General features: G+C 68.9%; 24 protein-coding genes. 7 read left to right on the top strand and 17 right to left on the bottom strand.

Translation table 11 applies throughout. The features are described from left to right. Positions 1-8 precede the first annotated feature (8 nt). From WMK75_RS07250 to rocF, 4 genes are read right to left on the bottom strand one after another with little or no spacing between them, the layout of a single operon-like run. Entirely contained in the window at positions 9-713 is a 705-nt protein-coding gene (locus WMK75_RS07250; RefSeq protein ID WP_347267001.1) for a GNAT family N-acetyltransferase, read from the bottom strand. After that, on the bottom strand, positions 710-1,837 hold the full coding sequence (gene menC / locus WMK75_RS07255; RefSeq protein ID WP_347267002.1) for an o-succinylbenzoate synthase: 1,128 nt from the start codon (positions 1,835-1,837) through the stop codon (positions 710-712). The genes WMK75_RS07250 and menC overlap by 4 nt, the downstream gene beginning before the upstream one ends. 60 nt (positions 1,838-1,897) lie before the next feature. Continuing rightward, positions 1,898-2,947, bottom strand: a complete 1,050-nt coding sequence (locus WMK75_RS07260; RefSeq protein WP_347267003.1) for an ornithine cyclodeaminase — start codon at positions 2,945-2,947, stop codon at positions 1,898-1,900. Between the two features lie 8 nt (positions 2,948-2,955). Then, the gene (rocF, locus tag WMK75_RS07265; RefSeq protein ID WP_347267004.1) at positions 2,956-3,882 is read right to left on the bottom strand and encodes an arginase; all 927 of its coding nucleotides are present in this window, start codon (positions 3,880-3,882) and stop codon (positions 2,956-2,958) included. A 108-nt stretch (positions 3,883-3,990) separates the two neighbouring features. Between rocF and WMK75_RS07270 the strand changes: the two genes are divergently transcribed. The 6 genes from WMK75_RS07270 (at position 3,991) to WMK75_RS07295 (ending at position 10,265) form a co-directional block, all read left to right on the top strand. Next, complete coding sequence (locus WMK75_RS07270; RefSeq protein ID WP_347267005.1) at positions 3,991-4,434, top strand: Lrp/AsnC family transcriptional regulator; 444 nt, start codon at positions 3,991-3,993, stop codon at positions 4,432-4,434. Between the two features lie 57 nt (positions 4,435-4,491). Next, a complete protein-coding gene (locus tag WMK75_RS07275) occupies positions 4,492-5,634 on the top strand; it encodes an ABC transporter ATP-binding protein (protein ID WP_347267006.1) in 1,143 nt (380 codons plus the stop codon). A gap of 36 nt (positions 5,635-5,670) precedes the next feature. Beyond that, positions 5,671-6,753 (top strand): ABC transporter substrate-binding protein, encoded by a 1,083-nt coding sequence (locus tag WMK75_RS07280; RefSeq protein ID WP_347267007.1) that lies wholly within the window; start codon positions 5,671-5,673, stop codon positions 6,751-6,753. A gap of 99 nt (positions 6,754-6,852) precedes the next feature. Then, on the top strand, positions 6,853-7,935 hold the full coding sequence (locus WMK75_RS07285; RefSeq protein ID WP_347267008.1) for an ABC transporter substrate-binding protein: 1,083 nt from the start codon (positions 6,853-6,855) through the stop codon (positions 7,933-7,935). A 70-nt stretch (positions 7,936-8,005) separates the two neighbouring features. Continuing rightward, positions 8,006-9,307, top strand: a complete 1,302-nt coding sequence (locus tag WMK75_RS07290) for an ABC transporter permease (protein WP_347267009.1) — start codon at positions 8,006-8,008, stop codon at positions 9,305-9,307. 4 nt (positions 9,308-9,311) lie between these two features. Next, a complete protein-coding gene (locus WMK75_RS07295) occupies positions 9,312-10,265 on the top strand; it encodes an ABC transporter permease (RefSeq protein ID WP_347267010.1) in 954 nt (317 codons plus the stop codon). Here WMK75_RS07295 and WMK75_RS07300 read toward each other — a convergent pair. From WMK75_RS07300 to WMK75_RS07360, 13 genes are all read right to left on the bottom strand, one after another. Beyond that, on the bottom strand, positions 10,262-11,206 hold the full coding sequence (locus WMK75_RS07300) for an AEC family transporter (RefSeq protein WP_347267011.1): 945 nt from the start codon (positions 11,204-11,206) through the stop codon (positions 10,262-10,264). The genes WMK75_RS07295 and WMK75_RS07300 overlap by 4 nt on opposite strands. Then, positions 11,203-12,003 (bottom strand): MBL fold metallo-hydrolase, encoded by an 801-nt coding sequence (locus WMK75_RS07305; RefSeq protein WP_347267012.1) that lies wholly within the window; start codon positions 12,001-12,003, stop codon positions 11,203-11,205. The genes WMK75_RS07300 and WMK75_RS07305 overlap by 4 nt, the downstream gene beginning before the upstream one ends. Continuing rightward, positions 12,000-12,797, bottom strand: coding sequence for a TatD family hydrolase (locus WMK75_RS07310; protein WP_347267013.1), 798 nt, complete (start codon positions 12,795-12,797; stop codon positions 12,000-12,002). Before WMK75_RS07310 ends, WMK75_RS07305 begins: the two co-directional genes overlap by 4 nt. Positions 12,798-12,809: 12 nt before the next feature. Beyond that, positions 12,810-13,892 carry a DNA polymerase III subunit delta' gene (locus WMK75_RS07315; RefSeq protein ID WP_347267014.1) on the bottom strand — a complete coding sequence of 361 codons (1,083 nt, stop codon included), beginning with the start codon at positions 13,890-13,892 and terminating at the stop codon, positions 12,810-12,812. Next, positions 13,889-14,488 carry a dTMP kinase gene (gene tmk / locus WMK75_RS07320; RefSeq protein WP_347267015.1) on the bottom strand — a complete coding sequence of 200 codons (600 nt, stop codon included), beginning with the start codon at positions 14,486-14,488 and terminating at the stop codon, positions 13,889-13,891. The genes WMK75_RS07315 and tmk overlap by 4 nt, the downstream gene beginning before the upstream one ends. 9 nt (positions 14,489-14,497) lie before the next feature. Next, a complete protein-coding gene (locus tag WMK75_RS07325; RefSeq protein ID WP_347267016.1) occupies positions 14,498-15,646 on the bottom strand; it encodes a D-alanyl-D-alanine carboxypeptidase family protein in 1,149 nt (382 codons plus the stop codon). Between the two features lie 102 nt (positions 15,647-15,748). Further along, complete coding sequence (gene lexA, locus WMK75_RS07330; RefSeq protein ID WP_347267017.1) at positions 15,749-16,438, bottom strand: transcriptional repressor LexA; 690 nt, start codon at positions 16,436-16,438, stop codon at positions 15,749-15,751. Positions 16,439-16,540: 102 nt separating this feature from the next. Beyond that, on the bottom strand, positions 16,541-17,713 hold the full coding sequence (glp, locus tag WMK75_RS07335; protein WP_347267018.1) for a gephyrin-like molybdotransferase Glp: 1,173 nt from the start codon (positions 17,711-17,713) through the stop codon (positions 16,541-16,543). Between the two features lie 10 nt (positions 17,714-17,723). Then, positions 17,724-18,194, bottom strand: a complete 471-nt coding sequence (gene moaC / locus WMK75_RS07340) for a cyclic pyranopterin monophosphate synthase MoaC (RefSeq protein ID WP_347267019.1) — start codon at positions 18,192-18,194, stop codon at positions 17,724-17,726. Continuing rightward, positions 18,191-18,982 (bottom strand): indole-3-glycerol phosphate synthase TrpC, encoded by a 792-nt coding sequence (gene trpC, locus WMK75_RS07345; protein WP_347267020.1) that lies wholly within the window; start codon positions 18,980-18,982, stop codon positions 18,191-18,193. Before trpC ends, moaC begins: the two co-directional genes overlap by 4 nt. A 9-nt stretch (positions 18,983-18,991) precedes the next feature. Beyond that, the gene (locus tag WMK75_RS07350) at positions 18,992-19,648 is read right to left on the bottom strand and encodes a uracil-DNA glycosylase (protein ID WP_347267021.1); all 657 of its coding nucleotides are present in this window, start codon (positions 19,646-19,648) and stop codon (positions 18,992-18,994) included. Further along, a complete protein-coding gene (gene trpD, locus WMK75_RS07355; RefSeq protein WP_347267022.1) occupies positions 19,645-20,679 on the bottom strand; it encodes an anthranilate phosphoribosyltransferase in 1,035 nt (344 codons plus the stop codon). The genes WMK75_RS07350 and trpD overlap by 4 nt, the downstream gene beginning before the upstream one ends. Then, entirely contained in the window at positions 20,676-21,266 is a 591-nt protein-coding gene (locus WMK75_RS07360) for an aminodeoxychorismate/anthranilate synthase component II (protein ID WP_347267023.1), read from the bottom strand. The genes trpD and WMK75_RS07360 overlap by 4 nt, the downstream gene beginning before the upstream one ends. 139 nt (positions 21,267-21,405) lie before the next feature. On the opposite strand from WMK75_RS07360, the gene WMK75_RS07365 reads away from it, so the two are divergent. Further along, positions 21,406-21,873 (top strand): hypothetical protein (locus WMK75_RS07365; RefSeq protein ID WP_347267024.1); only part of this gene is annotated, 468 nt, incomplete at its 3' end.

The following is a 21,873-nucleotide window of genomic DNA, read 5'->3' on the forward strand; positions in this document are numbered from 1 at the left end:
TTCGTGCCTCAGGCCAGCAGGTAGCGGGCGCGGGCGCGGTCGAAACCGGCGATCCTTTGCCCGCGGGCGAAGGCGGCCTGCAAGTCGTGGCGCAGCGCCATGCGCGCGGCGCGGGCCGCGGCGGGGTCGTCGCGCATGAGCGCGGCGATGTCGCGCGGGATCGCCACCCCGGGCCCGGCCGGGGGCGGTGCGGGCGGCTGGCCGGCGGCGCGGGCGGCGACGCCGGCATCGCGCAGATGCCAGTCCAGCACGATCCGGTCCGAGGCCAGGCCGGCGTTGATCCCCGCCATCGGGCCATAGAAATCCGGCAGGTAGCGGTTCGCGACCCCGCCCAGCGCCGCGACGTTCAGGCCGGCATTGACGGCGCGCAGCGGGTCAAAGGTCCAGCGCACATGCGTGATGGCGCGCGCCAGGCACCAGTCGCGCTGGAACCATTTCAGCGCCAGCCCCAGCCGCATGCCCTGCGCCTGCGGCACGATGCCCAGGCGGTGCGAATGCTGCACCCCGGGCGTGGCGCTGGGAAAGGCCAGCAGAAAGCCCAGCATGTGCCCGTCCCGAAAGGCGCCGGCGACCAGCCCGCCCTCGTGCTGGATGGCCAGCATCAGGTCGGCATTGTCGGCCGGATCGTCCTGGCCCCAGACCGCGCGCTGCAGCGCCTCTGCGTGGCGCAGCTCGTCAAGGCCGCGCAATTCGCGCAGGATCACGTCCTTCATGCGCGCAGGCTTTCGCAACTGGCGGTGACGCGGTCCAGAAAGCCGCGGTCCAGCGTCACGCCAAGTCCGGGCCCGTGCCGGGGCACCGCCATCAGCCCGGCCTCGGCCTCGAGCGGTTCCTGGATGATGTCGCGGGCGAAATAGCGGCTGGCCGAGGAGGTGTCGCCCGGCCTGCAGAAATTCGGCAGCGTCGCAAGATGGATGTTCTGCGCCCGGCCGATGCCCGATTCCAGCATGCCGCCGCACCAGACCGGCACATCGAAGGCGGCGCAGAGGTCGTGGATGGCGCGCGCCTCGGCAAAGCCGCCGACGCGGCCGACCTTGATGTTGATGACCCTTGCCGCCCCGGCAACCAGCGCCTTGCGCGCATCCACGGCCGAGCGGATGCTTTCGTCAAGGCAGATCGCCGTCGCCAGCTGCGCCTGCACCTGCGCGTGGTCCAGGATGTCGTCATGCGCCAGCGGCTGTTCGATATAGTCCAGCCCAAAGCCGTCCATCGCCCGAAGCCGCGCCATGTCCCCCAGCCGATAGTCGGTATTGGCGTCCACCGTCAGCCTGGCGTTCGGAAACTGGGCCCGCACCGCGGCCAGCAGGTCCAGGTCGTGGCCGCGGCGGATCTTCAGCTTGATGCGGCGATAGCCTTCGGCCTCGGCGGCGGCGACGCGCGTCAGCGTGGTCGCGACATCGGCGATGCCCAGGCTGACGCCGACCTCGACCGCGTCGCGCACTCCGCCCAGCAGCGCCGAAAGCGGCAGGCGCAGCGCCTTGGCCCAGAGATCCCACAGCGCCATCTCGACCATGGCCTTGGCCATGCGATGCCCGCGCCAGGGGGCAAGGATCGCGGCCAGCTCCGCCGGAGCGGCAAGGCACCGGCCCAGCAGTTGCGGCAACACCGCCTGGCGCAGGAAGGGCAGGGCGGCGGCCTGGGTCTCCTCGAGATAGTCGGGCAGCAGGTCCATGACGCCCTCGCCGTAGCCCTCCAGCCCCTCGGCCTTCAGCGTCAAGAGCGGAAACACCTTCTCGGCCATGGTGCCGGTCGAGATGACAAAGGGCGTCAGCAGCGGCAGGCGGACGATGCGCAGCTCGGCCGCCTCGATGCGGATGCCGGGAAACAGGGCGGGCATGGGGGTCTCCGGTGGTTCGGCGCGGGGTTTGCGGCGAACGTGCCCCGGCTGCAACCCCCTTCAGACGGTTTCGGCGCGCAGGATCATGCCGAAAAGGTCGCGCGGATCGTCGGGATCGGCGATCATGTCCAGATCCTGGAACAGCCCCGAGGGGCGCAGCCGCGAATGCACATAGCGCAGCGCGCTGAAATCCTCGATGGCAAAGCCCACGCTGTCGAACAGGGTGATTTCGCGGCCGTCCCGCCGTCCCGGCGCCTGGCCTGCGATCACCTGCCACAGCTCGGTCACCGGATGGTCGGGGGAAAGCTGCTGGATCTCGCCCTCGATGCGGGTCTGGGGGGTGTATTCGACAAAGATGCCGGCGCGCCTCAGGATGCCCGGATGCAGTTCGGTCTTGCCCGGGCAGTCGCCGCCGACGGCGTTGATATGCACGCCCGCGCCCACCATGTTGTCGCTCAGGATGGTGGCATATTGCTTGTCGGCGGTGCAGGTGGTGATGACCTCTGCGCCAAGGATCGCCGCTTCGGCGGTTTTGCAGGGCACGACGTTCAGCCCGCGGCCCGCAAGGTTGCGGGCGCATTTCTCGGTCGCGGCCGGGTCGATGTCGAAAAGCCGCACCTCTGCAATGCCGCAGATCGCCTTGAAGGCCAGGGCCTGGAACTCGGCCTGGGCGCCGTTGCCGATCATCGCCATCACGCTTGCGCCGCTGGGCGCCAGCCATTTCGACGCCATGGCGCTGGTCGCCGCAGTGCGCAGCGCGGTCAGGATGGTCATTTCCGACAGCATCAGCGGATAGCCGGTGGCGACATCGGCCAGCAGGCCGAAGGCGGTCACCGTCTGCAGCCCCTTGCGCATGTTCGCGGGATGGCCGTTGACATATTTGAAGCCATAGGTTTCGCCGTCCGAGGTCGGCATCAGCTCGATCACCCCGATGTCGGAATGGCTGGCCAGGCGCGGCGTCTTGTCGAATTTCGGCCAGCGGGCGAAATCCGCCTCGATCTCGGCCGCCAGTTCGACCAGCAGCCGCTCGATGCCGACATGCAGCACCAGGCGCATCATGTTCTCGACGCTGACAAAGGGGACGAGGGCGGTCTGCGAGGGTTTTTGCATGGCGTCACTCATTGAAAGCTGCGGGTCGGGCGATCGAAGACCTTCTTGCCGAACAGCGAGCCGGCCAGATCGACCATCAGCCGCGCCGTGCGCCCGCGATCGTCCAGGAACGGGTTCAACTCGACCAGATCAAGCGAGGTCATCAGCCCGGATTCGTGCAAAAGCTCGCAGACCAGATGCGCCTCGCGGAAGGTGGCGCCACCCGGCACCGTGGTGCCGACCGCCGGCGCGATCGAGGGGTCGAGGAAATCCACGTCCAGGCTGACATGCAGCATGCCGCCCGCCGCGCGCACCCGGTCAAGGAATTCGCGCAAGGGCGCGATGACGCCGCGTTCGTCCAGCACGCGCATGTCGTTCATCGCGATGTCATAGCGCAGCAGCGCCGCATGTTCCGCGCCGTCCACGCTGCGGATGCCGAACAGGCAGATGCGCTCGGCCGGCAGCGGGCCGGGGAAGGGCGGGAAGGCGTCGAAACCCTCGCGCCCGGCGACATAGGCCACCGGGGTGCCGTGCAGATTGCCGGTCTCGGTGGTCAGCGGTGTGTGAAAGTCGCTATGCGCGTCCAGCCACAGCAGGAACAGCGGCCGGCCGGCGCGCGCCGCATGTTCCGCGGCACCTGCGACCGAGCCCAGCGCCAGGCTGTGGTCGCCGCCCAGCACCACCGGCATGGCGCCCGCATCCAGCGCCTCCGCGACGCCGGCGCGCAGCGCCGCGGTCCAGCCGCGCGTGGCGTCAAGCTGGTCGACGGCGGGATTGGCGCAGCTGGCCGCTGCCTGCGCCCGCGGCTCGACATCGCCCAGATCCGCGACCTGATGGCCGAGATCGCGCAGGCTCTGGGCGATGCCGGCGACGCGATAGGCCGCCGGCCCCATCAGGCAGCCCGGGCGGCGCTGGCCGGAGTCGACCGGGGCGCCGATAAGGGAAACTTTGCTCATCTTCATCTCCTTCATGCTGCAGGGTCATGCCGATTTGTGGTGACTGCAAGCGCGTGACTGACTAAAATGGGCAGGATCTCGCGCAAATTGATCAATGGATCCACCATTATGGACGATCTCGATCTGGGGCTGATCGCCGAGCTGCGCCGCGACGGCCGCGCCGCAATCTCGGACCTGGCTGCACGGCTGCGCGTCAGCCGCGCCACCGTGCGCGCCCGGCTCGAGCGGCTGCAGGCCGCGGGCGAGATCGCGGGCTTCAGCGTGCTGACCCGCGCCGATGTGTCCGAGGCGCCGGTGCGCGGGCTGATGATGATCGGCATCGAGGGCCGGGGCGGCGAGCGCATCATGGCACGGCTGACCGGCATCCCGGCGGTGGTCGCGGTGCATTCGACCAATGGCCGCTGGGATCTGATCGTCGAACTGGCCACCGGCTCGTTGGCCGATCTGGACGAGGTCATCCGCCGCATCCGCAACATGGAGGGGGTGATGACATCGGAAACCAGTCTCCTGCTCTCGACCCGGCGCGCCGGGGGCCGGCGGGGCGCGGCCTGATCGGGCCCTGCCGCAACTCGCCAGTTGCAATCGTGCGCGGGCGCCGATTAACTGAGGATGCGGAACAAGAACCGACAGTTACAGGGAGCCCGCATCGTGACAGCAGACCCCGGCGACGACGCGTTCGTAGTCTTTGACCATGTCCAGAAAAGCTATGACGGTCAGACACTTGTGGTCAAGGACCTGAACCTTGTCATCGGCAAGGGCGAGTTTCTGACCATGCTCGGCCCCTCGGGGTCGGGCAAGACCACCTGCCTGATGATGCTGGCGGGATTCGAAACCGCGACCCATGGCGAGATCCGCCTTGACGGCAGCAACATCAACGACGTGCCGCCGCACAAGCGCGGCATCGGCATGGTGTTCCAGAACTATGCGCTTTTCCCGCATATGAGCGTGGGCGAGAACCTGTCCTTTCCGCTGGAAGTGCGCGGCATGGGCAAGGCCGAGCGCGAGGAGCGCATCATGCGTGCGCTCGACATGGTGCAGATGGGCAAGTTCCGCAGCCGCCGGCCGGCGCAGATGTCGGGCGGGCAGCAGCAGCGCATCGCGCTGGCCCGGGCGCTGGTCTTCGACCCCAAGCTGGTGCTGATGGATGAGCCGCTGGGCGCGCTGGACAAGCAGCTGCGCGAGCACATGCAGTTCGAGATCAAGGCGCTGCACGACCGGCTGGGCATCACCGTGGTCTATGTCACCCACGACCAGGGCGAGGCGCTGACCATGTCGGACCGCGTCGCGGTGTTCAACGACGGCCGCATCCAGCAGCTGGCGCCGCCGCCGGTCCTGTATGAACAGCCCGAAAACAGCTTTGTCGCCGGCTTCATCGGCGAGAACAACGCGCTGCGGGGCTCGATCGAGCAGCTGCAGGGCGACAAGGCGCTGGTGCGGCTGGGCAATGGCGATCTGATCGACGCCACCGCCGTCAACATCCGCGAAAGCGGGCAGCAGACCACGGTCTCGATCCGGCCCGAGCGCGTCGAGTTCAAGCCCGAGCTGATGCCGCGCGACGCCCATACGATCGAGGCCAGGGTGCGCGACGTGATCTACATGGGCGACATCCTGCGCGCCCGGCTGCATGTCGCGGGCCAGGACGATTTCGTGATGAAATACCGCAATACGCTTGGCCAGGTGAAACTGTCGCCCGGCCAGACGATCCGGATCGGCTGGCATCCCGAGGATGCCCGCGCCCTCGATCCGGTCTGAAGACCGCAACCAAGAACGACAAACCAGGGAGTGAAGATGAAACGCATGTTGATCCTGTCCACGGCGCTGATTGCCGTGGCGACGGTGGCCCAGGCGCAGGACAAGCAGCTGAACCTGCTCAGCTGGGGCGGCGCCTATGGCGCCAGCCAGGTGCAGGCCTATGCCCGGCCCTTCGAGGAAAAGACCGGCATCAAGGTCTCGGTCTCGGATGCCGACAACCCGGCGACCCCGGTCAAGGCCCAGGTCGAGGCCGGCAATGTCTCGGTCGACGTGGCCTCGGTCGAATATGCCGACGCGGTGCGGCTGTGCGACGAGGGTCTGCTGGAAACCATCGACCCGGCGATCCTGGCCGCCGCCCCCGACGGCGCCGCGGCCGCGGATGACTTCATCCCCGGTGCGGTGACGGAATGTTTCGTGGCGACGGATGTCTATTCGATGATCCTTGCCTATGACGACAGCAAGTTCCCCGATGCCAAGCCCGCGGGCCCGGCGGACTTCTTCGACACCGCCAAGTTCCCCGGCAAGCGCACCATGCGCAAGGGCGCCAAGTTCAACCTGGAATATGCGCTGATGGCCGATGGCGTGCCCGCAGACCAGGTCTATGAGGTGCTGGCCACCCCCGAGGGCGTGGACCGCGCCTTTGCCAAACTCGACCAGATCAAGAAGGACGTGATCTGGTGGGAGGCCGGCGCGCAGCCGCCGCAGTTCCTCGCCGATGGCGAGGTCAGCATGGCCTTCGCCTTCAACGGCCGGATCTTCGACGCGGCGCTGAAAGAGGGCAAGCCCTTCAAGACCGCCTGGGACGGGCAGATCTATGAGATGGAGGGCTGGGTGATGCCCAAGGGCGCCCCGAACGCCGAGGCCGCGAAGGAATTCATCACCTTCTCGACCGCGCCCGAGCAGCAGGCCCGCGCCGCCGAGTTCATCAGCTACGGCCCGCCGCGCAAATCGGCCGCGGCGCTGGTCGGCAATATCGAGGGCACCGACACGCCCATGGGGCCGAACCTGCCCACCTTTGCCGACAACATGAAGAACGCGCTCGCCTCGAATCTCGATTTCTGGGTCGATCACGATTCGGAACTGCAGGAGCGCTTCACCGCCTGGCTGGCGGCGAACTGATGCGATCCGCCGCGGCGGGCCGGTCCCGCCGCGGCAGGCACAAGCCCGAAAACGGGCAGCCGACCGGTCAACGCACCGGACCACCAACGGGAGAACATGATGAGATCAACCCTGATCCTGACTTCGGCCCTGTGCAGCCTGGGGCTGGCCGCCCAGGCGCAGAACAAGGAGGTCAACGTCGTCTCATGGGGTGGCGCCTATGAGAGATCCCAGATCGAGGCCTATAACACGCCCTTTTCCGAACAGACCGGCATCAAGGTGAACATGCTGGCCGCCGACAACCCGGCGACGCCCTTGAAGGCGCAGATCGAGGCCGGCAACATCACCGGCGATGTCTTTGACATCGAGGTGTCGGACGCCATCCGGCTGTGCGACGAGGGCGCGCTGGTCCAGATCGACCCCGACACGCTGCCGCCGGCGCCCGACGGCACGCCGGCTTCCAAGGATTTCATCCCCGGCGCGCTGCAGGATTGCGCGGTGGCCAATATCTTCTGGGGCACGGTGATCGCCTTCGACGCCAGCAAATACCCCGGCGAAAAGCCCGCGACGGCCAGGGATTTCTTCGACACGGCGAAATTTCCGGGCAAGCGCGGACTGCCCAAGAACCCCAAGCGCACGCTGTATCTGGCGCTGATCGCCGACGGGGTGCCCGCCGACCAGATCTATGAGACGCTGGCCACCCCCGAAGGCGTGGACCGCGCCTTTGCCAGGCTGGACGCGATCAAGAACGATGTCGTCTGGTGGGAGGCCGGCGCGCAGCCGGTGCAGCTGCTGGCCGATGGCGAGGTGGTGATGGCCACCGGCTATAACGGCCGCTTCTTCGACGCCATGGTGGGTGAGGGCAAGCCCTTCGAGATCATCTGGGACGGGCAATACATGGACATGGACATGTTCGCCATTCCCAAGGGCTCGCCCAATCCCGAGGCGGCGCTGGAATATCTGAAATTCGCCACCGACACGCAGCGGTTGGCCGACCAGGCGAAATACATCGCCTATGGCCCGGCGCGCAGCAGTTCCGCGGCGCTGGTCGGGCTGTTCCAGGACGGCAAGACCGAGATGGCGCCGCATATGCCTACCAGCGAGGCGCATATGAAGACCGCGGTCATGGACGATCCGGTATTCTGGGCCGACCATGACGCCGAGCTGAACGAGCGCTTCAACGCCTGGCTGGCCGGCTCGTGACATCCTGCCTGCGGCCGGCCCGACCGGCCGCGGGCGCAAGCCGTGCCTCCTGACCGACGAAGGATCCGACATGTCAAATGCGCTGGACCCCCATGCCGCCATCGTCACCGAAGCCGCCGGCGTCGAGACCCGGGGAACGCTGCGCACCGCCGACGGGCAACCCCTGGCCCGGGCGCTGGCGCGCAGTTCGCGCCGGGCGCGGCGGCGTGCCTTCCTGCTGGTGCTGCCGCTCTTGCTGTTCGTGCTGATCACCTTCGTGGTGCCGATCGGGCAGATGCTGCAGCGCTCGGTCAAGAACGACGGTTTTTCCGCCAACATGCCGCAGCTTTCGGCCTGGTTCGAGGCCAATCCGCGCGGCACCGAACCCGACGAGGCCGCCTGGGGGGCGCTGGCCGCCGACCTGACCGCCTCGGCCGAGGCGCGCACCATCGGCGTGGTCGGCACGCGCATCAACTATGACATGCCGGGCACGCGCTCGCTGTTCACCTCGGCCGGGCGCAAGGCCAAGGGCGGCATCGACCCGCCCTACCGCGAGGCGATCGTCGCCATGGATCCGAAATGGGAAGACCCGCGGCTGTGGTCGGTGATGCGCGAGGCCTCGACGCCATATACCGCGAACTTCTACCTTGCCGCCCTGGACCGCAGCCGCGACGCCGAGGGCCGGATCGTTGCCGCCCCCGAGGGCGAGCGCATCTATGTGATGCTGTTCATGCGCACCTTCTGGCTGTCGCTGGTCATCACCGCCACCACCTTCGTGCTGGGCTTTCCGATCGCGCATCTGCTGGCGACGCTGCCGATGCGGAAATCGAACCTGCTGATGATCCTGGTGCTGCTGCCGTTCTGGACCTCGCTGCTGGTCAGAACCACCGCCTGGATGGTGCTGCTGCAGCAGCAGGGGGTGGTGAACGACATCCTGGTCTGGCTGGGGGTGATCGGCAACGACCAGCGGCTGCAGATGATGTTCAACCGCACCGGCACCATCATCGCCATGACCCATATCCTGCTGCCCTTCATGATCCTGCCGCTTTATTCGGTGATGCGCACGATCAACCCGTCCTATGTGCGCGCGGCGCGCAGCCTGGGGGCGACCAGCTGGACCGCCTTCCGGCGCATCTATTTCCCGCAGACCCTGCCCGGACTGGGGGCGGGGGCGCTTTTGGTGTTCATCCTGGCGGTCGGCTATTACATCACGCCGGCGCTGGTCGGCGGCGCCTCGGGGCAGCTGATCTCGAACATGATCGCCATGCACATGACCAAGACGCTGAACTGGTCCATGGCGGCGGCGCTGGCGGCGCTGCTGCTGGGCGGTGTGCTGATCCTTTACTGGGTCTATGACCGTCTCGTCGGCATCGACAATCTGAAACTGGGGTGATCACATGGCGCTTCCGACCTATGCCTCAAGGCTTGAGCGGGCCTGGCACTATGCCTATCTGGCGATCTGCGCCGCGATCTTCTTCTTCCTGATCGCGCCGATCGTGGTGGTGATCCCGCTCAGCTTCAACGCCGAGCCCTATTTCACCTTCACCCCAAAGATGCTGGCTTTCGACCCCGACGGCTATTCTCTGCGCTGGTATGACAGCCTGCTGACCTTCGGCATGGCCCAGCCCGACGCACCGCGCGACGGCGCCTGGTGGGCGGATGTCTGGCGCAATGCGAAATGGGTGCAGGCGGCGAAATCCTCGCTGATCATCGGCATTTCGGCCACCATCCTGGCCACGACGCTGGGCACGCTGGCGGCGCTGGGCCTGTCGCGTTCCGAGATGCCCTACCGGCGCATCATCATGGCGGTGCTGATCTCGCCGATGATTGTGCCGATCATCATCACCGCCACGGGGATGTTCTTCTTCTATTCCAACCCCTGCGAGCCGCTGTCCTGGTTCGGGCTGAACCCGTCCTGCGGCCGGCTGGCGGGCACCTATCCGGGGGTGATCCTGGCCCATGCCACGCTGGGCATTCCCTTTGTCATCATCACGGTGACGGCGACGCTGATCGGCTTTGACCAGTCGCTGAACCGGGCGGCGGCCAGCTTGGGCGCCAATCCGCGCACGACCTTCTTTCGCGTCACCATGCCGCTGATCCTGCCCGGGGTGATCTCGGGGGCGCTGTTCGCCTTCGTCACCTCCTTCGACGAGGTGGTGGCGGTGCTGTTCATCGCCGGCCCCGACCAGCAGACGATCCCGCGGCAGATGTGGAACGGCATCCGCGAACAGATCTCGCCGGCGATCCTGGCGGTGGCGACGCTGCTGGTGATCTTCTCGGTGGCGCTGCTGACCACGGTCGAGATGCTGCGCCGGCGCTCGGAACGGCTGCGCGGGCTGACCCCGCGCTAGGGCAGGACCGAGATCCAGAACCAGATCGTCAGCATCGAGGCAAGCGTGCCCACCAGCACCGCCGAGGCGGTGACGCGCATGGCCACGCCATAGATCGCGGCAAAGAGATAGGCGTTCACCCCCGGCGCCATGCTGGCGGTGATCACCGCCGAGCGCAGCGGCGCCACCGGCAACTGCAAGAGCTGCCCCAGCCCCCAAGTGGTGACCGGATGCACGATCAGCGAACAGGCGCAACAGACGGCGATGGCGGTGCTGTCGCCCTCGGGACGATAGCGGCACAGCACGCCCCCCAGCCCGAACAGCGCCGCCGGCAGGGCGGCGCGCGCCATCATGTCTGCCGCGGCCCAGAATCCCTCGGGCATGACCAGGCCGGCGCGCGTCGCGAGGTTCATCACCGCGCCGCAAAGGATGCCGATGATCAGCGGCGTCTGCAGCACCCCCGACAGCGCGCGCAGCGCTACCCGCCCGGCCGGGACGCTTTGGCCGCGCGCGCGGGTGATCTCCATCATGGTGATGCCGAAGGTGTAAAGCAGCGGCGAATGGATGGCGATGATGGCGATATTGCCCGCCAGCGCCGCGCTGCCATAGGCGCGCTCCATGATCGGCACGCCCAGCAGCAGCGAGTTCGAGAACAGGCAGGCGAAACCGATGGCCACCGCATCCTCGGGCGGGCGGCGCAGCCAGTATAGCGACAGCGCCCAGCCGATGGCATAGGACAGGAAGGCCCCGACATAGAAGGCCAGCCACATGCCGGGGTTGATGTCCTGGGCCAGATCCAGCCGCGCGACATTGACGAACAGCAGCACCGGCACGGCGAAATTCTGCGCAAAGCGCATCAGCCCGTCGACCGCAAGCTCCGAGAACAGCTTGCGCCAGACCGCCAGATAGCCAAAGCCGATGACGATGAACACCGGCAGGATGACCTCGAACAGGATGGTCATGAAAGCTCGATCTGCAATCCGTCATGGGCGGGGATGACGTTGGCAGGCGTTTCCCGCATCACGTCGCTGTAGTCCAGGTCGATATGCATGTTGGTGATGATGCCCAGCCGGCAGCCCGAGCGTGCGATCCAGTCCAGCGTCAGCGCCAGATGCGCGTGGCTGGGATGCGGCGTGCGGCGCAACGCGTCGCAGATGAACACGTCGCAGCCCTGGATCACCGGCCAGGACTGCGCCGGGATGTGGCGGACATCGGGCAGATAGACCAGGCTCTCCCCGCCGCCCGAGATGCGAAACCCCAGCGCGTCGATGTCGCCATGCTCGACCCGGAACGGGCTGAGGCCGATGGTCCCGCCGGCACCGTTCACCGCGAAGGGTCCCTCGATCGGCACGATCTCGCAGACCGGAGGATAGGAGGAGCCTTCGGGCATTTCAAAGATATAGCCAAAACGGCGGCACAGCACCGCGGCTGTGGCCGCATCGGCGCAGACCGGCATGATGCGGCGCATGTTGAAGACGATCTGGCGCAGGTCGTCGATGCCGTGGATGTGGTCGGCATGGGCATGGGTATAGGCCACGGCGTCCAGCTCGCCCACCCCGGCATCCAGAAGCTGCGCCACCAGGTCCGGGCCGGTGTCGATCAGCGCCCGCGTGCGGCCCTGCGCCCCGATGCGTTCGACCAGCAGCGAACAGCGCCGGCGGCGGTTGCGCGGGTCCTGCGGGTCGCATTCGCCCCAGCGGTTGCCCAGGCGCGGCACGCCGCCCGAGGAGCCGCAGCCCAGGATGGTGGCGCGGATCATGCCGCGGCCCGGGAAAACAGCCGGTCGAAATTGGCGGTGGTCTGGGCGGCGAATTCCTCGAAGGGCAGGCCCAGGGCCTCGGCGCCCAGCCGCGCGGTCTGGGCAACATAGGCCGGTTCGTTGCGCCGGCCGCGATGCGGCGGCGGCGCCAGATAGGGGGCATCCGTCTCGACCAGGATGCGATCGCGCGGCGCGGCGGCAAAGATCTCGCGGATCTCGGCCGAGCGGGGAAAGACCGCGATCCCCGACATCGACAAATAGAACCCCAGGTCCAGCGCGGTGCGGGCCAGTTGCGCGCCGCTGGTATAGCAATGCATGACGCAGGAAAACGCCCCGGCCGCATGTTCGCCCTGCAGGATGCGGGCCATGTCGGCATCGGCGTCGCGGGAGTGGATGATCAGCGGCAGGCCGGTCCGGCGCGCTGCCTCGATATGGATGCGCAGGCTCTCGGCCTGGATCGCCGCGCTTTCGGCGGTGTAGTGATAGTCAAGGCCGCTCTCGCCGATGCCGACGAATTTCGGATGCCGGGCCAGCGCCACCAGGTCCTCGACCGTGGCCAGCGGCTCCTCGGCGGCGTGCATGGGGTGCGTGCCGGCGGCGTAGAAGACCTCGGGATGCGCCTCGGCGATGGCACGCACCGCCGGCTCAAGCCGCAGCCGCGTGCAGATGGTGACCATGCGCGTGACCCCGGCGGCCTGCGCGCGCGCGACCAGATCGGCCTGCTCGCCGGCGAAATCCGGAAAGTCGAGGTGGCAGTGGCTGTCCACCAGCGCAGGAAGGGGGCGGTCGGTCATGGCGGGATCCCGTTACGGCGCGGGCTGGTTCGCAAGTCCGATCAGCATATCCATGACCAGCGCGGCAGGGTCAAGGTTGACCGCTCGTCCGGCGCGGGCGCAGGCGGAAAGCCGGGCCTGCGCCTCGGCCCAGTGCCGTGCCGCCGCGGCGTCGGGCGCCAGCCGCGCCAGGATCTGCGCCTCGTCGCCAGAGGCCTGCGGGCTGGGCGCGCCCAGCAGGCCGGTCGTGGCGGCGCGCGATAGCAGCCGGTCGATCAGGGTGACGACCAGATCGAAGGGATCGCCCTCGGCGCCGGGGCGGCCGCCGGCAAGTTCTGCCAGTTCCGCGATGGCGCGGCGGTCCAGGCGGGGATAGTCCGCCATCAGCGCCAGCAGGCGGCGATAGACGGCAAGCCCGTCCTGGCCGGCCAGGCGCAGCGCCTCGCCGACCGAGCCGCGGGCGAGCGCGGCCAGTTGGTCCGTTTCCGCCGCGACCCCCAGATCGGCCAGCACCCGGCCCAGGTCGTCGCCCTGCAGCGGCTGCAGGCGCAGCTCGCGGCAGCGCGAGCGGATGGTGGGCAAAAGTCCCGCCGGCTGATGCGCAACCATCAGGATCACCGCCTGCGCCGGCGGCTCCTCAAGCAGTTTCAGCAGCGCATTGGCGGCGGCCGGGTTCATCTCGTCGGCGGCGTCGATGATGGCGACGCGCCGCCCGCCCTCGGCGGCGCTCAGGTGAAAGAAGCCCTGCAGGCGGCGGATCTCGTCCACGGTGATCTCGGCGCGCAGGCGCTGGCTCTTGTCGTCCAGCGGCCGCCGGATCAGCATGAGCCGCGGTTCGGACAGGGCGCGGATGCGACGCACCACCGGAAGATCCGCCTCGACGCCAAGATCGTCGGGACCGCCGCCGGCCAGCAGCCATTTGGCAATCCCCCAGGCCAGGGTCGCCTTGCCGGTGCCGCGCGGCCCGGTGATCAGCCATGCGTGATGCAGCCGTTGCGCCGCCGCCGCGGTCAGGAAACCGGCAATCGCCGCGTCCTGGCCGATCACCCGCGCCGCCTCGCGCGGGTGCGGGGCGCCGGGAACGCGGTCGGGTTCGGGCAGGGACGCGTCGCTCATGGCAGGGCGGCAAGGACGCGGGCGGCGACCTTGTCCTCGCTGCCGCTGCCGTCGATGATCCGCACACGATCGGGGAATTCTCGGGCCAGCGCAAGAAAGCCGTCACGAAGCCGGCGCTGGAACGCCAGCCCCATGGTCTCGAAGCGCAGCTCGGTGCCGCCGCGCGCCTCGCCGCGCGCCAGCGCGGTGGCGGGGTCGATGTCGATGACGAAAGTGCGGTCGGGTTCCAGCCCGATGGCCAGCCGGTGCAGCGCCTCGACCATCTCGCGCAGATCGCCCCGGGCGAAACCCTGATAGACGCGGCTGGAATCGGCAAAGCGGTCGCTGATCACCCGCTGACCGCGGGCCAGCGCCGGCCGGATCAGGCGCTCGACGTGATCGCGGCGGGCGGCGGTGAAGAGCAGCAGCTCGGTCTCGGGCGACCACCTTTCGCTGCCGCCCTCGACCAGAAGGCGGCGGATCTCCTCGGCGCCGAGGCTGCCGCCGGGTTCGCGGGTCAGGACGGTTGGCAGGCCGCGGGCCTCGAACTTCCGCGCCAGGCGCCGCGCCTGGGTGGATTTTCCGCTGCCGTCGATGCCCTCGAAGCTGACAAACATCGGCGGGCTTCAGTTGCGGACCGCGTGCAGGGCCTTTTCGCCAAGACGCATGGCCGCGCTTTGCATGCGCCCGAACACGCCGCTGCGCGCGACATCGCTGGCGGCGAACAGCGGCAGCCGCGACTGGCCGGCGCCGGGAATGTCGACCACCAGCTCGCCCAGCCGGTCGCCCTTGCTGATCGGGGCCTCGATCGGGCCGTTGAACACTGCCTCGGCGGTGACCCCGGATTGCGCGCCTGCCGGCAGCAGCACCTTGACCCCGTCGGCGGTGGTCAGGCCGACCTTGCCCTGGGCGCCCAGCCAGACCGGCGCCTGCGCCACGATCTCGCCCTTGGGCACGATGGTCTTCATGGTGAACTGGCGGTAGGCCCAGTTCACGATGCGCTCGGCCTCTTCGGCGCGGGCCTTGTCGCTGGGCAGGCCGGCGACCACGAAGATCACCCGCCGCCCGTCCTGCACCGTCGAGCCGACCAGCCCGTAGCCGGCCTCTTGCGTATGGCCGGTCTTGAGCCCGTCTGCGCCGATCCCGAGGTGCAGCAGCGGGTTGCGGTTGCGGCGGTTCGAGGGGGCGCGGTTGTCAAAGCGGAACTCTTCGATGGCGAAGTTCTTGTAGAGTTCGGGAAAATCGGTGATCAGATGCTGCGCCAGAACGCCCAGATCGCGCACCGACATGCGATGCTGCGGGTCGGGCCAGCCCGAGGCGTTGGTGAAGGTCGATTGCGTCAGGCCAAGCGCCCGGCCGCGTTCGGTCATCTGCCGGGCGAAGGCCTCTTCGGTGCCGGCCAGGCCCTCGGCGACCACGACGCAGGCATCGTTGCCCGACAGCACGATGATGCCCTTGATCAGCTCCGCCACGGTCGGGCGGTCCTGTTCGTCGAGGAACATGGTCGAGCCCTGCATCTGCCGCGCCCTGGTCGAGACGGGCAGGCGCGTGTCCAGCGTCAGCCGCCCTTCCTTGAGCGCCTCGAACAGCATGTAGACGGTCATCAGCTTGGACATCGAGGCCGGCGGCAGCGGCTCGTCGGCGTTCTTGCCCATCAGCACCGTGCCGGTAGCCACGTCATAGACCCAGGCGGCGCGGGCATTGGTGTCGAATGCCTGCGCCGGGGCTGCCAGCAGCATGACCACGGCGAGGATGCGGAACGTCAGAGCGCGCATGGATTTTCCTTGACCTGTCGCGTTTCATCCGTGGTTACCGCAACCGACCGCACCCCGCAACGCCGCAGGGGCCGGGGTCCCACGCAAGTGAACGGCGCGCGGTCAATAGCTGCGAATCAGCCCGACGAGGCGGCCCTGCACGCGCACCTTGTCCTCAGGCAGGATGCGCGGCTCATAGGCGGGGTTCGCCGCCTCGAGCGCGATCATGCCGCCCTTGCGGCGATAGCGCTTCAGCGTCGCCTCGGAACCCTCGACCAGGGCCACGACGATATCGCCGTTCTCGGCCGTTCCCTGTTCGCGGATCACCACCACGTCACCGTCGTTGATCCCGGCCTCGATCATCGAATCGCCCCGGACCTCAAGCGCGTAATGGCGTTCCTGTCCCGACAGCATCGAGCCGGGGACGGCGATGTGATGCGACACTTCCGAGATCGCCTCGATCGGCACGCCCGCGGCGATGCGTCCCATCACCGGCAGATCGACCGCCGAGACCGACACCTCGAGGGCGCCGCGCGGCAACGGCGTGGCGGCGCTGCCCTCGATCACCCGCGGCTGAAAGCCGGTGCCCTTGCTGAGATTGTCCGGCAGGCGGACGATTTCCAGCGCGCGGGCGCGATGCGGCAGGCGGCGGATGAAGCCGCGTTCCTCAAGTGCAGTCACCAAGCGATGAATTCCCGATTTCGAGCGCAGATCCAGCGCGAGTTTCATTTCGTCGAATGAGGGCGGCACCCCGTCACGGGCCATGCGCGCCTGAATGAACTCAAGCAGCTGGATTTGCTTTCTGGTCAGCATCGTTGGTCCCTGCCTTGCTGCGAACGCCATCATGTTCCCCGAATGTTCTAGCGCTGCCAATCCCTTGCGTCAATCGCTAACCCGATTCGGGTAAAGAAGCGGTTAAAGCGGCAGGTAGCGCACGGTCTCGCCTGCCTTGCGGGCCGGATCGTGCGGCGGGCGCAGCAGCAGCGCGTCGGCCTCGGCCATCAGCCACAGCTGGGCGCTGTCCTGGTCGGTGAAGGGGGTGATCTGCGGCAGGCCGTCGTCGGGCGCGAGCCTTGCGCGCAGATAGTGCTGGCGATCGCCCTCGGGCGGCAGGTCGCGCGCCAGCACCGCCGCGCCGTGTTCGGGTCCCGGCGGCAGGCCCTGCATGGCGCGGATCAGCGGCTGCATGAAGACCTTGGCGCAGACAATGGCCGAGACCGGGTTTCCCGGCAGACCCAGCATCGCGCCATTGCCCAGCCGTCCGGCCATCAGCGGCTTGCCCGGACGCATGGCGAGCTTGTAGAAGGCACGCTCCATGCCCAGGTCCGCCGCGACCCGGCCGATCAGGTCGTGATCGCCCACCGAGGCACCGCCGATGGTCACCACCAGATCCGCGCCCTCGGCCTGGGCAAAGCGCGCGCGCAGGCTGTCTTCGCTGTCGCGCGCCAGCGGCAGCACGGTGACCTCGGCCCCGGCCTCGCGTGCGAGCGCGGCGATGACGATGTCGTTCGAACTGATGATCTGGCCCGGCCCCGGGGCGGTGCCGGGCGGAACCAACTCGTCGCCGCCGGCGATGATCGCCACGCGCGGGCGCCGGGCGACGCTGACGCGCGCCACGTTCATCGCCGCGATCAGCGCCAGATCCGCGGCGCGCAGCGGGCGGGCGGGCTGAAAGCTGGCGCCTTCGGCGAAATCATTGCCGCGCGGGCGGATGTTGCGGTTCGCGCTGCAATCGCCGACGGTAATGCTGTCATCGCTGCGGCTGACATGTTCCTGCATCACCACATGGTCATAACCCGCCGGTACCGGCGCGCCGGTAAAGATGCGGATGGCGGTGCCGGGGGGCGTCACGCCCACATAGGGCACGCCGGCGGCGGCGGTGCCGATCACCCGCAGCGGCCCCGGCAGCTCGGCCGAGCGCAGGGCATAGCCGTCCATGGCCGAGGCGTCGAAAGGCGGCTGCGTCAACCGCGCCAGCACCGGGGCGGCCAAGGCGCGGCCCAGCGCCTCGGTCAGCGCGATCTCCTCGGGCTGCGGCGCACGGGCAAGTCCAAGGACAAGGGCATGGGCTTTTTCGACGCTTATCATGGCTTTCCCTTCAGGGGGCGCGGAAATCCCCGGATTTTCCGCCGGTTTTCGACAGAAGGCGGATGCCTTCGATGCGCATGTCCTTTTGCGCCGCCTTCAGCATGTCATAGACGGTCAGGCAGGCGGTGGTGACGGCGGTCAGCGCCTCCATCTCGACCCCGGTCTTGCCGGCGGTCTTGACGGTGGCGGTGATGCGGATGCCGGGCAGGGCCTGATCGGGTGCAAGATCGACGCTGACCCTGGTGATCGGCAGCGGATGGCACAGCGGGATCAGGTCCGAGGTGCGCTTGGCCCCCATGATGCCGGCAAGCCGCGCGACCCCCATCACGTCGCCCTTGGCGGCGCCGCCCTGCGCCAGCGCCAGCGTCTCGGGCGACATGATCACCATGCCCTCGGCCACGGCCTCGCGCGCGGTTTCGCGCTTTTCCGAGACATCGACCATATGCGCCTGTCCCTGGGCGTCGAAATGCGTCAGGCTCATGCGGCAATTCCCAGGATGTTGCGGGTTGCGGCGGTGACATCGTCCTGCCGCATCAGACTTTCCCCGATCAGGAAGCGGTTGATCCCGGCATTACCCATCCGGTTCAGGTCGGCGGGCGTGAAAAGGCCGCTTTCGCAGACCAGATCGCGCCCCTCTGGCACATGCGGGGCCAGATCCAGCGTGACCTGCAGGCTGATCTCGAAGGTGCGCAGGTTGCGGTTGTTCACGCCAATCAGCGGCGATTTCAGCCGCAGCGCACGGTCTAGCTCGGCGCGGTCATGAACCTCGATCAGCGCGTCCATGCCCCAGTGAAGGGCCGCGTCCTCAAGTTCGGCTGCAAGGGCGTCATCGACCGAGGCCATGATGATCAGGATGCAATCGGCGCCCCAGGCGCGGGCCTCGGTGACCTGATAGGGGTCGTAAAGGAAGTCCTTGCGCAGGGCGGGCAGGTCGCAGGCGGCGCGGGCGGCGCTCAGGAACTCGGGCGCGCCCTGGAAACTGGGGGTGTCGGTCAGCACCGAGAGGCAGGCAGCCCCGCCCGCCTGATAGGCCCGTGCCAGCGCCGGCGGGTCGAAATCCGGGCGGATCAGGCCTTTCGAGGGGCTGGCCTTCTTGATCTCGGCGATCAGCGCATGGCCCTTGGCGGCCTTGGCGGCCAGCGCCTTGGCAAAACCGCGCGGCGCGTCAGCGGCGCGGGCCGCGGCCTCGACGCCGGCCAGCGGGCGGGCGGATCTGGCGGCGGCGATTTCTTCAAGCTTGTAGGCCTTGATGCGGTCGAGAATGTCCATGTGTCCCGTCTATCCCGTGAAAGCCGTTTCCGAAAGGGCCCAGTCGATCGGAGCTTCGCCCTGCGCCGCCAGCCAGTCATTCACCCGGCTGAACGGGCGCGAGCCGAAGAACCCGCGCTGCGCCGACAGGGGCGAGGGATGGGCGGTGGCGATCACCAGATCCTGCGCCCGCGGCAGGCCCGCCAGCGCCTTTTGCGCATGTGCCCCCCAAAGGATGAAGGCCAGCGGCCGTACCGCCTGCGCCCGCGCCACCGCCTGCCGCGCCAGATGCTGCCAGCCCCAGCCGGCATGGGCGCCGGCCCGGCCGGGCGCGACCGAGAGCGCGGTGTTGAGCAGCAACACCCCCTGCCGGGCCCAGCCGGACAGGTCCCCGTCCGGCGGCGCCGCGCCCAGATCGCCCTGCAGTTCGGCCAGGATGTTGCGCAGCGACCGGGGCAGGGCGGTGCCGGCGCTGACCGAGAAGGCGAGCCCGTTCGCGTGGCCCGGCGTCGGATAGGGGTCCTGGCCCAGGATCACCACCCGCGCCGCATCGGGCGGCGTCAAGGCCAGGGCGGCAAAGACCCGCGCCGGGCCGGGCAGCCAGTCCTGGCCTTGCAGCCGCGCCGCGATCCCCGGCCAGTGTTGGCAGAAAAAGGGCAGATCCGCCCAGGGCTGCGGCGGGGTCATGCCTCGGGCGGGCCGACCTGCGCGGCCAGCGCCGCAAGCCGGGCCCGTGCCTTGCCGCTGTCGATCGAGGCGGCGGCAATGGCGACGCCCTCGCGCAGGTCGGCGGCGCGGCCGGCGACCAGCAGCGCCGCGGCGGCGTTCAGCAGTACCGCGTCGCGATAGGCGCCCGGCGCGCCATCCAGCAGCGCGCGCAGCGCCGCGGCGTTCTGTTCCGGATCGCCGCCGAGGATCGCCTCGAACGGGTGCTGCGGCAGGCCGGCATCCTCGGGCGCGATCTGGAATTCGCTGATCTCGCCGTCCTTCAGCTGCGCCACCCAGCTGGGCCCGGCGATCGACAGCTCGTCCGTGCCGTCGCCGCCATGCACCAGCCAGGCCGAGGTCGAACCCAGTTCGCGCAGCGTCTCGGCCATGGGGCGGTTCCACACCCGGTCGAAGGTGCCGGTCAGCTGACGCGTGACCGAGCCGGGGTTGGTCATCGGCCCCAGCAGATTGAAGATCGTGCGCGTGCCCAGTTCCGCCCGTGCCGGGCCGACATGGCGCATGGCCGGGTGATGCACCGGCGCCATCATGAAGCAGATGCCGGTCTCGGCCAGGGCACGCTCGGCCACCTCGGGCGTGGCCATGACGTTCAGCCCCAGATGCACCAGCACATCGGCCGAGCCGGATTTCGACGACAGGTTGCGGTTGCCGTGCTTGGCGACCGGCACGCCGGCGCCGGCGACGACGAAGGCCGCCGCGGTCGAGATGTTCAGCGTGCCCTTGCCGTCGCCGCCGGTGCCGACGATGTCCATGGCATCGGCGGGCGCCTGGATGCGGTGCATGCGCGCGCGCATGGCGCGGGTGGCGGCGGCCATCTCGTCGACGGTCTCGCCGCGCACGCGCATGGCCATCAGCAAACCGCCGATCTGGGCGGGCGTGGCCTTGCCCTCGAACAGCGCCGCGAAGGCGAGGTCGGCCTCGGCGCCGGTCAGCGGTCGGGTGGCGGCAAGCCCGATCAGCGGGCGGATGTCGGTGGCGCGGATCTCGGTCATGCGGCGCGGTCCAGGTTCGAGCAGCGGCGCAGGAAATTGCGGATCATCTCGTGCCCGTGTTCCGAGGCGATGCTTTCGGGGTGAAACTGCACGCCCTCGATGGGCAGGCTGCGATGCGCCAGCCCCATGATGGCGCCGTCGGGCGCGGTGGCGGTGACGCGCAGGCAGTCGGGCAGGGTTTCGGGGTCCACGGTCAGCGAATGATAGCGCGTCGCGGTCAGGGGCGAGGGCAGGCCGGCAAAGACCCCGCTGCCGTCATGGCTGATCTGGTCGGTCTTGCCATGCACGATGCGCGGCGCACGCACCACCTTGCCGCCGAAGGCCGCGCCGATGGCCTGATGGCCCAGGCAGACACCCAGCAGCGGCAGGCCGGTTTCGGCCACGGCGCGGATCAGCGGCACGATGATGCCGGCCTGCGCCGGCTCGCAGGGTCCGGGCGAGATGACGATGCCCTGCGCGCCCATTCCCAGCGCCTGGTCGACGCTCAGCGCATCGTTGCGCCAGACCCGGACATCGGCCCCCGCCTCGCCCATGTAATGCACGAGGTTCCAGGTAAAGCTGTCGTAATTGTCGATGAGCAGGATCATGGCGAAGGCCTTGCATTGGGGGTTTCCCCCGGGAAATCTGCGGCTATAGATGGGCTGAAGCCCGGCGGCGGGTCAAGCCCGCGGGGCAAGAAAACCGGCCGGCGGGGCTGCCCGGGGCCCGGGGAAAGGGCGGGCAGGCATGGCAAGGGGATTTGCGGCGGGGCTTGTTCACGGTGCGCTGCTGGGCGGCGCGGCGCTGCTGGTCCTGTCGCTGGCGCTACCGCTGCCGCCGCACCCTTCCGCACTGCCTGCCGCGCCGCCTGCCGATCCGCCCGCCGCCCCGGTCGCGGCCCCGGTCGCACCAGCGGCCCCGCCGCCTGATGCTCCTGCGGTCCCGTTGCCTGCCGAGGTCGCGGCAAAGCCGGCCGAACCAGCCGAGGCCGTGCAGGCCCCGACGCCCACCGCCCCGCCCGCCGCCGAAGTTGCGCCGAAGGAGCCGGCACCAGCCGCGGCCGCGCCGGTCGCGGCGGGGGCGGATCTGCCGCTGCCTGCCAGCTCGGGCTTTGCCCAGGGCGGCGATCTGGCGCCGCGCCGGCCCGGGCCGCTGTCGGCGCCTTCGGGCCACCGCGCCGCGGCCATGACGCCGCCGCGCGACGAATTGCTGCCC

Source organism: Paracoccus sp. (in: a-proteobacteria) (assembly GCF_039808215.1).
GTDB lineage: Bacteria > Pseudomonadota > Alphaproteobacteria > Rhodobacterales > Rhodobacteraceae > Paracoccus.

Excerpts from the sequence above, each read along its gene's own strand:
- glp (WP_347267018.1), bottom strand. The coding sequence starts at position 17,713 with ATGATAAGCGTCGAAAAAGCCCATGCCCTTGTCCTTGGACTTGCCCGT.
- moaC (WP_347267019.1), bottom strand. The coding sequence starts at position 18,194 with ATGAGCCTGACGCATTTCGACGCCCAGGGACAGGCGCATATGGTCGAT.
- WMK75_RS07360 (WP_347267023.1), bottom strand. The coding sequence starts at position 21,266 with ATGATCCTGCTCATCGACAATTACGACAGCTTTACCTGGAACCTCGTG.
- WMK75_RS07280 (WP_347267007.1), top strand. The coding sequence starts at position 5,671 with ATGAAACGCATGTTGATCCTGTCCACGGCGCTGATTGCCGTGGCGACG.
- WMK75_RS07310 (WP_347267013.1), bottom strand. The coding sequence starts at position 12,797 with ATGACCGACCGCCCCCTTCCTGCGCTGGTGGACAGCCACTGCCACCTC.
- menC (WP_347267002.1), bottom strand. The coding sequence starts at position 1,837 with ATGCCCGCCCTGTTTCCCGGCATCCGCATCGAGGCGGCCGAGCTGCGC.
- WMK75_RS07270 (WP_347267005.1), top strand. The coding sequence starts at position 3,991 with ATGGACGATCTCGATCTGGGGCTGATCGCCGAGCTGCGCCGCGACGGC.
- rocF (WP_347267004.1), bottom strand. The coding sequence starts at position 3,882 with ATGAGCAAAGTTTCCCTTATCGGCGCCCCGGTCGACTCCGGCCAGCGC.
- WMK75_RS07315 (WP_347267014.1), bottom strand. The coding sequence starts at position 13,892 with ATGAGCGACGCGTCCCTGCCCGAACCCGACCGCGTTCCCGGCGCCCCG.
- WMK75_RS07295 (WP_347267010.1), top strand. The coding sequence starts at position 9,312 with ATGGCGCTTCCGACCTATGCCTCAAGGCTTGAGCGGGCCTGGCACTAT.
- trpC (WP_347267020.1), bottom strand. The coding sequence starts at position 18,982 with ATGGACATTCTCGACCGCATCAAGGCCTACAAGCTTGAAGAAATCGCC.
- trpD (WP_347267022.1), bottom strand. The coding sequence starts at position 20,679 with ATGACCGAGATCCGCGCCACCGACATCCGCCCGCTGATCGGGCTTGCC.
- WMK75_RS07325 (WP_347267016.1), bottom strand. The coding sequence starts at position 15,646 with ATGCGCGCTCTGACGTTCCGCATCCTCGCCGTGGTCATGCTGCTGGCA.
- WMK75_RS07275 (WP_347267006.1), top strand. The coding sequence starts at position 4,492 with ATGCGGAACAAGAACCGACAGTTACAGGGAGCCCGCATCGTGACAGCA.
- WMK75_RS07305 (WP_347267012.1), bottom strand. The coding sequence starts at position 12,003 with ATGATCCGCGCCACCATCCTGGGCTGCGGCTCCTCGGGCGGCGTGCCG.
- WMK75_RS07300 (WP_347267011.1), bottom strand. The coding sequence starts at position 11,206 with ATGACCATCCTGTTCGAGGTCATCCTGCCGGTGTTCATCGTCATCGGC.
- WMK75_RS07250 (WP_347267001.1), bottom strand. The coding sequence starts at position 713 with ATGAAGGACGTGATCCTGCGCGAATTGCGCGGCCTTGACGAGCTGCGC.
- WMK75_RS07290 (WP_347267009.1), top strand. The coding sequence starts at position 8,006 with ATGTCAAATGCGCTGGACCCCCATGCCGCCATCGTCACCGAAGCCGCC.
- WMK75_RS07285 (WP_347267008.1), top strand. The coding sequence starts at position 6,853 with ATGAGATCAACCCTGATCCTGACTTCGGCCCTGTGCAGCCTGGGGCTG.
- WMK75_RS07350 (WP_347267021.1), bottom strand. The coding sequence starts at position 19,648 with ATGACCCCGCCGCAGCCCTGGGCGGATCTGCCCTTTTTCTGCCAACAC.
- WMK75_RS07260 (WP_347267003.1), bottom strand. The coding sequence starts at position 2,947 with ATGCAAAAACCCTCGCAGACCGCCCTCGTCCCCTTTGTCAGCGTCGAG.
- tmk (WP_347267015.1), bottom strand. The coding sequence starts at position 14,488 with ATGTTTGTCAGCTTCGAGGGCATCGACGGCAGCGGAAAATCCACCCAG.
- lexA (WP_347267017.1), bottom strand. The coding sequence starts at position 16,438 with ATGCTGACCAGAAAGCAAATCCAGCTGCTTGAGTTCATTCAGGCGCGC.